This window comes from Inquilinus limosus MP06, assembly GCF_000767795.1.
GTDB lineage: Bacteria > Pseudomonadota > Alphaproteobacteria > DSM-16000 > Inquilinaceae > Inquilinus > Inquilinus limosus_E.
Genome location: NZ_JANX01000180.1, coordinates 1 through 10,320, shown reverse-complemented (window position 1 = coordinate 10,320; position 10,320 = coordinate 1). Strand labels below are relative to the sequence as shown.

The following is a 10,320-nucleotide window of genomic DNA, read 5'->3' as shown; positions in this document are numbered from 1 at the left end:
GCGCCGATGCGCTCGACCTCGCCGGCCCGCTTCAGCGCCGCCATCGCCGCCCACAGCGCCGCGCCGCCGGGCCGCAGCAGGTCATTGGCGTTGTGGGTCAGGAGGCCGGCCAGCCGGTCGCGGCGCAGCTTCGTCCGCGAGGCGGCGAAGGCGTCGCGCACCGCGCGGGCGATGTCGTCGGCGTGGCGCAGCCCGCCCAGATGCGGCGTCTTGGTGACGATGCGGAAGCGGTGCGCCGCCGGCAGCACCTGGCCCAGCACCTGCTCGGCCGTGCCGTAGGCCGGGGCGGTGTCGAGCACGCCGATGCCGGAAGCGGCAGCGATGTCCAGGATCGCCGCCACATCCTCCGGCGGGCAGATGCCGCGGTCATTGGCGATGCCGTAATCCAGCCCGAACTGGGCGGTGCCCAGGCCCAGCGCCGCGGCACCGCGCCAGGGGGACGATGCCTGCACCGCCAGGCTCAAGATCCGGCCGGGCGGGATGCCGGCAGGGCCTCGGCGCCTTCGCCCTCCAGGACGCCGCGCTCGAAGGCCTCGACCTCGGTCTTGTACAGCGGCAGCTCGCGCTCCAGGAAGTCGACAACCCGGTTGGCGAAGCCCTGTTTCGGCATCGCGTTGACCAGGCGCAGCATGGCGTCGTTGCCGGGCCAGAAATGGCCGCCGCGCCGGGCCTTCAGCGCCGCGTAATCCTCGAACAGGCAGCTGATCACCACGGCGTTGTTGACCGTCTCGCGCCCCTTCACGAAGCCGCGCCGCATCAGCCCGTCGGTGAAATAGCCCAGGAGCTCCAGCCGCTGGTTCCAGCGCGCCAGGGCCGGGTAGGCCTGGCCGGCCCAGATCCGGTCCAGCCCCATGCGCTGGAACGCGTGCTCGGTCACCCGCGCCATCGCCTCCAGCTGCATCAGCTTGCGCGGGGGCAGCTGTTCGCCGATCACCATGGCGATCTGGGCGGAGCGCCCGATCCAGTCGATCGAGGACAGCGAGATGGTGCCGTAGAGCGGTCCGCCGCCCTTGCCGCAGACCAGCGCGGCGAAGCGGTCGCGCTTGCGCAGCGATTCGAGGAAGCTGCGCTGGTCCTCGACGTGGTTCGGGAAGATGCCCTGGGCCAGCCAGCGCGTGGTGCGGGCATCGTTGAACCAGTCGGCCCAGCCGTCGGTGATCGCCTGCTCGGACGGGACGCAGAGGTCGATGGTCTCGCCTTCGATGAAGACGGAATAGCGCGGCGTCTCATCCGCCATCCGGGCACATCCTTCCGGGGCTCTGCGGTCGCGCGCACGCTTCGGCCCGGCGCCTGCCGGATGTCCCTTCGCTGTGGCGCAGCACGATGTCCAAATCGGCGATCCGCAATCGGTGGTCGAAAACGCCCTATCGGCGGACAACCGGCCGGTCCTGTCAAGGGGGACAAAGACCGGCCCTCGCCATATCCTGCTATGACCGGGCCGGCAGCAAAAAGGCGCATCCCGGAGGATGCGCCTTCCAGCGTCTCGAACGGTGGTCCGAAGGGCCGCCTCAGGCCTTCTTCAGCTCGGCCTCGAGCTCCGGGATCACCTTGAACAGGTCGCCGACCAGGCCGTAATCGGCGACCTGGAAGATCGGCGCCTCCTCGTCCTTGTTGATGGCGACGATGACCTTGCTGTCCTTCATGCCGGCCAGGTGCTGGATCGCGCCGGAGATGCCGACGGCGATGTACAGGTCCGGCGCCACCACCTTGCCGGTCTGGCCGACCTGGTAGTCGTTCGGCACGTAGCCGGCGTCGACCGCGGCCCGGCTGGCGCCGATCGCGGCGCCGAGATGGTCGGCGATGCCCTCGAGAATCTTGAAGTTCTCGGAGGAGCCGAGGGCGCGCCCGCCGGAGATCACGATCCGGGCCGAGGTCAGCTCCGGCCGCTCGGACTTGCTCAGCTCCTGGCCGACGAAGCTCGACAGCCCGGCATCGGCCTTGGCCTCGACCGTCTCGACCGAAGCGGAGCCGCCCTCGGCCGCCGCCGCCTCGAAGGCGGTGCCGCGCACTGTGATGACCTTGATCGGGTCGGAAGACTGCACCGTGGCGATGGCGTTGCCGGCATAGATCGGCCGCTCGAAGGTGTCGGCCGACTCGACCGCGGTGATCTCGGAGATCTGCTGCACGTCGAGCAGGGCGGCGACGCGCGGCATCAGGTTCTTGCCGGCGCTGGTCGCGGTGGCCAGCACATGGCTGTAGCCCTTGGCCAGGTCCACCACCAGCGGCGCCACGGCCTCGGCCAGCTGGTGCTCCAGCGCCGGGGCCTCGGCCAGCAGCACGCGGGATACGCCGGCCACCTTGGCCGCGGCGTCGGCCGCCGGGCGGGCGCCGGCACCGGCGACCAGCACATGGATGTCGCCGCCGATCTTCTGCGCCGCGGTGACGGCGTGCAGCGTGGCGGGCTTCAGGGTGGCGTTGTCGTGGTCGGCAACGATCAGGATCGACATGGCTTGCTCCCCCGCCCTCAGATCACGCGCGCTTCGGTCTTCAGCTTGGCCACCAGCTCCTGCACGCTGGCGACCTTGACGCCGCCCTTGCGCTTCGGCGGCTCGGCCACCTTCAGCGTCTTCAGCCGCGGCGCCGGGTCGACGCCCAGATCGGCCGGGCTGACGGTGTCGAGCGGCTTCTTCTTCGCCTTCATGATGTTCGGCAGCGAGGCGTAGCGCGGCTCGTTCAGGCGCAGGTCGGTGGTGATGATCGCCGGCAGCTTGACCCGGATGGTCTCGAGGCCGCCATCGACTTCGCGCGTCACCAGGGCGGCGCCGTCCTCGATCACCAGCTTCGAGGCGAAGGTCGCCTGGCCCCAGCCCAGGAGGGCGGCCAGCGCCTGGCCGGTCTGGTTGGCGTCGTCGTCGATCGCCTGCTTGCCCAGGATCACCAGCTGCGGCTGTTCCTTGTCGACCAGCGCCTTCAGGATCTTGGCCACGGCCAGGGGCTGCAACTCGACATCGGTCTGCACCAGGAGGCCGCGGTCGGCGCCCATGGCCAGGGCGGTGCGGATCGTCTCCTGCGCCTGGGCCGGGCCGACCGAGACGGCCACGACCTCGGTCGCCTTGCCGGCTTCCTTGGCGCGGATCGCCTCCTCGACCGAGATCTCGTCGAAGGGGTTCATCGACATCTTGACGTTGGCCATGTCGACGCCCGACCCGTCGGCCTTGACGCGGACCTTCACGTTGAAGTCGATCACCCGTTTGACCGGGACCAGGATCTTCATCGCCTCGCACTCCATGGGACGGCGCTTTTCGCGCTGCAGTATGACGCTTTTAGTGCCCAAGGGCGGGATCGGCAACCGCCCCGGGCAGATAGCGACCAGAGGCCCGGATTCCGTGCCCCGGGTCCATCCGATCCGCGACGGTTTGTGCTCCCCCGCCGACGGCGATGCGCTTACGGCTTCGGCTGGCCGGGGTCGAAGGTCGGTCCGCCCATGCAGGGCGCGACGATGTCGGAGCACTGGGCGGTGCGGAAATACCCGCCGGAGGTGCGGTAGCGGACCTCGGCGACGCGGCCGTCGACCAGGGTGAAGGTGGCCTCGCAGTAGTTCGGGTCCAGCGCGCTGGTGCCGATCTTCTGGCCGATGCCGGCATTGACCGGGCTGATGCCCATGTCGGTCCCGCCCGTGCCGCCGAAGCCGCCGACGCCGGCGGCCTCGTCCGCGGACATGCCGGCGCTCTGATAGGTCAGGTAGTGGGTGTTGCCGTTGCTGCGGGTGCGGGACGGCGTGCCGGCGCAGGACAGCAGCCGCGCCTCGCTCAGCCCGACGAGGTCGCTCTGGGCCGTCAGCGCCTGCTGCTGCCGCGCCTCGCGCTCGGAGCAGCCGTTGAGGACGAGGAAGGCGATCCCGGCCAGGACGGCATGGCGAAGGGTCATGGGAGCAACTCCGAGAGCGAAGGTCAGGTCGGGGCCACGATAGCACGCCGGGCGGGAACGCAACCCGCTTCGTGGCCGGTCAGAGCTGTTTGCCGATCCGCTCGGCCATCTGCTGCGGCGAGAGCTGCGGCGGCAGCACGTCCAGCACCTGCCAGTCCGGCCCCATCAGATAGGTGAAGGCGGTGTGGTCCATGGAGTAGGAGCCGTCCGGCTGCGGCGCCTTCTTGTAGTAGACGCGGAAGGCCTTGGCCGCCGCCGCGATCTGCTCGGCCGATCCTGTCAGCCCGACCATGCCGGGATAGAAGGCCTGGGCGTACTGGCCCACCACCTCGGGCGTGTCGCGCTCCGGATCGACGGTGATGAACACCGGCACCACGCCCTCGGCCTTCGCCCCCAGCGTGTCCAGCGCCGCCGCCATGGTCGACAGCTCGGTCGGGCAGACATCGGGGCAGTTGGTGAAGCCGAAGAAGATCAGCGCGTCCTTGCCGGCGAAGTCCTTCTCGGTGACCGGCTTGCCAGCCTGGTCGACCAGCGCGATCGGGCCGCCGACCGAGCCGAACTGGCCGACGACGCCGCGGCCGCCGGGGGGGCCGAGCCAGAAGGCCACGGCTGCCGCGATGGCGATGGCCGGCACCGCCAGCGCCAGGGACCGCAGGATCCGCTTCCTCCACATCTCGACCGGCCTTCTCGCGTGAGTCATGGTCTGTCGTCATAGGCGCTGCGGCTTCCGGACGGAAGCGCGCGCGGCGTCGCAGAACGGACGGATGGTATCATGGCGGAGAAGGCGCGGCCCGGCGCGGCCGGCGGCGATACGGATGCCGAGAGCGGCTCGGTCGGCGAGGACAATCGCGGCCGGGCGCTGGTGGCGCTGGAGATCATGCGCCGGCGCGGCCTGATCGATCCGGCGACCTACGAGGCTCGGAAGCGGGAGATCGAGCAGGGGTAGGTTGCCCTGCTCCCACATTGTCATGCCCGGGCTTGACCCGGGCATCCAGAGACTGTCGATGCCGCTCCGGGTGGCCCCTGGATTGCCGGGTCAAGCCCGGCAATGACACCAGGGGAGCCCCCCAATCGCTCGCCCCTACGCCATGAGAATCGCCAGCAGCACGGGCAGGGTCAGCAGGCTGATGACGGTACCGACGACCACGGCGCCGGCCACCTCCTCCACCGGGCCGCCATAGCGGGCGGCGAACAGGTAGTTGAACACCGCCGGCGGCATCGCCGATTGCAGGATCAGGATCGCTGCGGCGGGCTGCGGGATATCGGCCAGCCACACCACCCCGTATCCGGCGGCGAGGCCGAGGCCCAGGCGCAGCGCCGCCAGCCACAAGGCGCGGCCGAGATTGGCGATGCGCAGGCTGGCCAGCGACACGCCCAGCGCGATCAGCATCAAGGGCAGGGTGACGCCGCCCAGGAGCTCCGTCGCGTTGCCCAGCCAGCGTGGCGTGTCGATGCCGCCGGCGGCGAAGGCGATGGCCAGCAGGATGGCATAGATCGTCGGCGTCTTGAGGATCTCGGTCCAGCGGCTGTGGCCCGAGGCGCAGGAGACGCCGACGGTGAACTGCAGCAGCGTCATGGCGGCGGAGAAGGGCAGGGCCAGGGCCAGCCCCTCGTCGCCGAAGGCGAAATAGGCGATCGGCAGGCCGAGATTGCCGGCATTCGGCAGCATCACCGTCGGCAGCAGCGGCCGCACCGCCCGGCCGGTGGCGTAGAGCGCCAGCCCGCCGACCAGGCCGCAGGCGAAGACCGACAGCATCGCCAGCCCGGCCTGGCCGATGATCTCGCCGGCCGGGACGTGGAACTTGGTCAGGGTCGAGAACACCAGGCAGGGCGACCCGACATAGGTCACGAGGCGGGTGACGAAGCCCAGGTCGAAGGGATGGCGCGACCGGGCCCAGACATAGCCGACGGCGGCGGAGGCGATCACCGGCGCCAGCACCGGGATCAGGGCGGCGATCAGGTCGATCATCGTGTGATGGTGACCGGCCCGCCGGTCGCCTCCAGGCAGCGGCGCACGGCCAGGGCCACGACCACGCCCAGCCAGGCGCCGGCGACGATGTCGGCCGGGTAGTGCGAGGTGACGACGACGCGGCTCAGCGCCACCAGCCCGCCCAGCAGGCCGAAGGCCCAGCCCCAGCGCGGAAACAGGATCCACAGCGCCGTCATCGCCGTGGCCATGGTCTGGGCGTGGCCGGAGGGGAAGCTGTTCGAGAACAGGTCCCAGCCGAAGGGGTGCGGCGCGAAGGCGTCCTGGCGGAACAGGTGGCGCGGCCGTGGCCGGCCGATCGCCGCCTTCAGCAGCCAGTTGGTGACGGTGGTGGCCAGCAGCGCCGCCAACATGAAGCCGAAGCCGCGGGCCCGCTTCAGCCGCCGGGCCCGGACATCGCCGTGAGCGGCCAGGAAGGCGGCCAGGCGGAAGCCCAGCCAGCCCAGGATCGCCAGCGCGTACCACCACACGCCGAGGCCGATATCGGTGAACAGCTTGACCGCGGCGATGACGGACGAGCCGCGATGCGCCTCGAACCACAGCGCCGCCGGACGGTCGGCGAAGGCGACCAGCAGGGCGCACAGCACGGCGACGGCCAGGAAGCTGGCCAGGACCGGGCGGTCCGTCAGGCCATGGCGGCCCCCCGAGCCGGCGCGGTCCGCCACGATGATGTCCGATCGATCCACTGCCCCTCCGATATGCCCGTCCTGTACGACGGACCGCGCCGGCGCGGAACGGCATTCGCGGCATCCGAGGGTCCCGGATCTGTAATCTCTATTGCTGATGTAAATTATGAATATTGATCTCTTTAAAAATGTATATCTAAGATATAGTCAACGCCGCGATGTGAATGGACAGGAGCACAGCATGGGCGACCTTCATCCGGATGCCGGCCTCGACCTGCGCCCGGTCGCCGGCCGCATCGGCGCCGAGATCCGCGGCCTCCGCCTCTCCGGTGGCTTCGATGCCGCGACCCTGGACCGGCTGCGCGCGGCGCTGCACCGGCACAAGGTGGTCTTCCTGCGCGGCCAGGACCTCGACGATGCCGGGCAGGAGGCGTTCGCCCGGGCGCTGGGCGACCCGGTGGCGCACCCGACCCAGCCGGTGGCGACGGGCGCCGACTTCCTGCTCGAGCTCGATTCCGCCCGCGGCCAGCGGGCCAATTCCTGGCACACCGACGTCACCTTCGTCGACGCCTACCCCCAGGCCTCGATCCTGCGCGCGGTGACGGTGCCGGAGTTCGGCGGCGACACCATCTGGGCCAACACCGCCACCGCCTATCTCGACCTGCCGGCGCCGCTGCGCGGCCTGGCCGACCAGCTTTGGGCCCTGCACAGCAACGACTACGACTATGCCGCCGCGCACCCGGAGGCGACGGCGGAGCGGCTGCGCTATCATCGCGAGGTCTTCGCCTCGACCGTGTACGAGACCGAGCATCCGGTGGTGCGGGTGCATCCGGCCACCGGCGAGCGCACTTTGGTGCTGGGCCATTTCGTGCGCCGCTTCCTCGGCCTGTCGGCCAATGAATCGGCGCAGCTCTTCGCGACGCTGCAGGCCTATGTGACGCGGCCGGAGAACACGGTGCGCTGGCAGTGGCGGGCGGGCGACGTGGCGATCTGGGACAACCGCGCCACCCAGCACTATGCGGTCAACGACTATGGCGACCGGCGCCGGGTGGTGCGCCGCGCCACCATCGCCGGCGACATCCCGGCCGCCATCGACGGCCGCCGCAGCATCACCCGAGTGAAGGCGGTGCGCCAGCCGGAGGCCGCGGCCGCCTAGGACGGACGCGGCCTGACTCCCACACCGTCACTGCGAGAAGGCGAAGCCGACGAAGCAATCCAGGGACGGCCTCGAGCCGCCCTGGATCGCTTCGCCACGCTCGCGATGAGGGTATGGGGCGGAGAAACCGTGTCGATAACCGCTCCTTTTGCCTCTCCTGTTTACGGGAGAGGCCGGAGGCGCTTGCGCCTCCGGGTGAGGGAGGGCGTCGAGGCCAGGACCAACCCTCACCCGGTCTCGCTGCGCGAGCCCGACCTCTCCCGCCAGGCGGGAGAGGCAATCTTAGAGGCGGTCTGCCGCGGTGCACATCCTCGGCGGGAGCAATTCCCTGCGACCGTCCGTCCCTTGCCCTATCCCCTCCGGGGGGATAGGTTATCTCCATGAGCCACGCCAACAATCCCGAGATCCTGGGCCGGCTGAAGCGGGCGCAGGGGCATCTCGCCGCCACGCTGCGCATGGTCGAGGCCGGCGAGGACGGCCTCGCCATCGCCCAGCAGCTCCAGGCCGTCGTCAAGGCGGTGGAGAAGGCGAAGACCATGCTGATCCTCGACCATGTCGACCATTGCATCGCGCATCTCTCCAACGGGGCGTCGGAGGGCCGGGAGGCCCGGCTCGCCTCGCTGCGCGAGATCACCAAGTATCTCTAGAGGCCAACCAGACCATGTGCTGCCGCGTCGCCGTCGAACGGGTCTACCGCGAGCTCTGCGCCCGGGCCGAACCGCCGGAATGGGCCTTCGAGGCCGCGCTGACCCTGTACCGCCACAACCATCCGGAAGTGCCGGTCGCGGTGGCCACGCGCGAGGTCTGCGACTGGACCGGCCATCCGGCCCAGCTCCTGCTCCACTGAACATCGGGAGGCGGCGATGCACAGCCATTCCCTCGACGCGTGGCGGCACGACCACCTGTTCCTCGGCGCCGACCATGACCGCAACGAGCGCCGCACCCGCTGGGTGGTGGCGCTGACCGCGGCGATGATGGTGGTCGAGATCCTGGGCGGCCTCGCCTTCGGCTCGATGGCGCTGCTGGCCGACGGGCTGCACATGGCCACCCATGCCGGGGCGCTCGGCGTCGCCGCGCTGGCCTATGGCTATGCCCGCCGGCACGCGCGCGACCCGCGCTTCGCCTTCGGCACCGGCAAGCTGGGCGATCTCGCCGGCTTCGCCAGCGCCCTGGTGCTGGCGGTGGTGTCGATCGGCATCAGCTGGGAATCGATCGTCAGGCTCCTGAGCCCGGTCGCCATCGCCTATGACGAGGCGATCGCCATCGCCGGGGTCGGCCTCGCCGTCAACATCGCCAGCGCCTGGCTGCTGCATGACGGCGGCCATCGCCACGGCCACGATCATCACCATGGGCACGGTCACGGCCATGGGCGCGATCATGGGCACGGCCATGATCACGATGACCACCACGGGCATCACGACCGCGACCACAACCTGCGGGCCGCCTATTTCCATGTGCTGGCCGATGCCGTGACCTCGGTCGGCGCCATCCTCGGCCTGCTCGCCGGGCGCTTCTACGGCTGGGCCTGGATGGATGCGGTGATGGGCATCGTCGGCGGCATCATGATCGCGCGCTGGTCCTGGGGCCTCTTGCGCGATTCGGGGGCGGTGCTGCTCGACACCGTGCCGGATCCGGGCTTGGCCGAATCGATCCGCGGCCGGCTCGAGACCGGGGGCGACCGCATTGCCGACCTGCATCTCTGGCGCGTTGGCCCCGGCCATGCCGCGGCGATCGTGTCGCTGGTCAGCGACCGGCCGCTGCCGCCGGCCCAGTACAAGGCCCGGCTCGGCGGCCTGTCCGGCCTGTCGCATGTGACGGTCGAGGTGAACCGCTGCGAGCACCAGGCGGCGTGACGGCACCTGCGGCGGATTGCCGTGGCGCCTTCGGTCGGCTACAGGGCCATCCTGCGCCCGCCATGGCCGGACGATCCGGAGGATGAGGAACCCGATGCTGCGCCGCCTGCCGATCGTCGCTGCCGCTGCCGCCCTGGCGCTGACCGCGCCGCTCGCTTTGGTTCGGGCCGAGGTGGCGACCGGCCAGGAAGCCGGCGCCGCCGGCCTGTCCGACCGGCTGGCGCTGACCGCCCTGGTGCAGTCGCTGCGCGCCGGGCTGGGCGCCACCGACAGCGCCACCCTGTTCCTGGAGGATTGGTGCGGCCGCTACGGCCTGGCGCCGGCGGCCAAGATCGTGGCCAAGCGCGTGCCGGGCGAGGTGGCGCTGACCGACCAGCAGCGGCAGGAGCTGGAGATCACCGATGCGGCCGAGCCGGTGGTGTATCGCCGGGTGCAGCTGGTCTGCGGCGACCAGGTGCTGTCCGAGGCCGACAACTGGTACCTGCCGAACCGGCTGACGCCGGAGATCAACGCGACGCTGACCGGGACCGACACGCCGTTCGGCCGCGCCATCCGGCCGCTCGGCCCGTCGCGCCGCACCCTGTCCTCGACCGTGCTGTGGCAGGCGCTGCCGGAGGGGTGGGAGCGGATGCCGGCGGCGCAGCTTGCCACCTGGGCGGCTGCAGCGCCGGCCCCGGCCTATGACCCGGCGGCCTCGCTGTTCGAGAACCGCGCCATCGTGCTGCGCCAGGACGGCAAGCCGATCTCCGAGGTGCGCGAGACCTACAAGATGCCGCTGATCGCCTTCCGCTTCCGCTGAAACGCAGAAGCCCGGCCCCCTTTTTTGAAGGT

Annotated in this window: 14 protein-coding genes; 6 read left to right on the top strand and 8 right to left on the bottom strand. The window is 70.6% G+C overall.

Annotated features, from left to right (window positions below; translation table 11 throughout):
• The 6 genes from P409_RS15695 to P409_RS15670 all read right to left on the bottom strand — a co-directional run.
• Positions 1-452 (bottom strand): aldo/keto reductase (locus P409_RS15695; RefSeq protein WP_193366497.1); only part of this gene is annotated, 452 nt, incomplete at its 3' end.
• Positions 453-460: 8 nt separating this feature from the next.
• Complete coding sequence (locus tag P409_RS15690; protein ID WP_034838802.1) at positions 461-1,237, bottom strand: GNAT family N-acetyltransferase; 777 nt, start codon at positions 1,235-1,237, stop codon at positions 461-463.
• 271 nt (positions 1,238-1,508) lie between these two features.
• Complete coding sequence (locus P409_RS15685) at positions 1,509-2,447, bottom strand: electron transfer flavoprotein subunit alpha/FixB family protein (RefSeq protein ID WP_034838798.1); 939 nt, start codon at positions 2,445-2,447, stop codon at positions 1,509-1,511.
• Positions 2,448-2,464: 17 nt separating this feature from the next.
• Positions 2,465-3,214, bottom strand: a complete 750-nt coding sequence (locus tag P409_RS15680) for an electron transfer flavoprotein subunit beta/FixA family protein (RefSeq protein WP_034838812.1) — start codon at positions 3,212-3,214, stop codon at positions 2,465-2,467.
• Between the two features lie 170 nt (positions 3,215-3,384).
• Positions 3,385-3,867 (bottom strand): hypothetical protein, encoded by a 483-nt coding sequence (locus tag P409_RS15675; RefSeq protein ID WP_034838793.1) that lies wholly within the window; start codon positions 3,865-3,867, stop codon positions 3,385-3,387.
• Between the two features lie 79 nt (positions 3,868-3,946).
• Entirely contained in the window at positions 3,947-4,540 is a 594-nt protein-coding gene (locus P409_RS15670) for an SCO family protein (protein ID WP_034838789.1), read from the bottom strand.
• Between the two features lie 99 nt (positions 4,541-4,639).
• Between P409_RS15670 and P409_RS38925 the strand changes: the two genes are divergently transcribed.
• Positions 4,640-4,813, top strand: a complete 174-nt coding sequence (locus P409_RS38925) for a hypothetical protein (RefSeq protein ID WP_161790403.1) — start codon at positions 4,640-4,642, stop codon at positions 4,811-4,813.
• A 135-nt stretch (positions 4,814-4,948) separates the two neighbouring features.
• Here the strand turns inward: P409_RS38925 and P409_RS15665 are convergent, their stop codons facing one another.
• Positions 4,949-5,836, bottom strand: a complete 888-nt coding sequence (locus tag P409_RS15665; protein WP_034838784.1) for an AEC family transporter — start codon at positions 5,834-5,836, stop codon at positions 4,949-4,951.
• A complete protein-coding gene (locus tag P409_RS15660; RefSeq protein WP_052120713.1) occupies positions 5,833-6,540 on the bottom strand; it encodes a phosphatase PAP2 family protein in 708 nt (235 codons plus the stop codon). Before P409_RS15660 ends, P409_RS15665 begins: the two co-directional genes overlap by 4 nt.
• Positions 6,541-6,721: 181 nt before the next feature.
• On the opposite strand from P409_RS15660, the gene P409_RS15655 reads away from it, so the two are divergent.
• From P409_RS15655 to P409_RS15635, 5 genes are all read left to right on the top strand, one after another.
• Positions 6,722-7,636: a TauD/TfdA dioxygenase family protein gene (locus P409_RS15655; RefSeq protein WP_034838781.1), complete on the top strand. Its 915-nt coding sequence runs from the start codon at positions 6,722-6,724 to the stop codon at positions 7,634-7,636.
• Between the two features lie 380 nt (positions 7,637-8,016).
• A complete protein-coding gene (locus tag P409_RS15650; protein WP_034838777.1) occupies positions 8,017-8,283 on the top strand; it encodes a metal-sensing transcriptional repressor in 267 nt (88 codons plus the stop codon).
• Positions 8,284-8,297: 14 nt separating this feature from the next.
• On the top strand, positions 8,298-8,483 hold the full coding sequence (locus tag P409_RS15645) for a hypothetical protein (RefSeq protein WP_034838775.1): 186 nt from the start codon (positions 8,298-8,300) through the stop codon (positions 8,481-8,483).
• Between the two features lie 16 nt (positions 8,484-8,499).
• Entirely contained in the window at positions 8,500-9,489 is a 990-nt protein-coding gene (dmeF, locus tag P409_RS15640; RefSeq protein WP_034838771.1) for a CDF family Co(II)/Ni(II) efflux transporter DmeF, read from the top strand.
• Positions 9,490-9,583: 94 nt separating this feature from the next.
• Positions 9,584-10,288, top strand: a complete 705-nt coding sequence (locus P409_RS15635) for a hypothetical protein (RefSeq protein WP_034838767.1) — start codon at positions 9,584-9,586, stop codon at positions 10,286-10,288.
• Positions 10,289-10,320 lie beyond the last annotated feature (32 nt).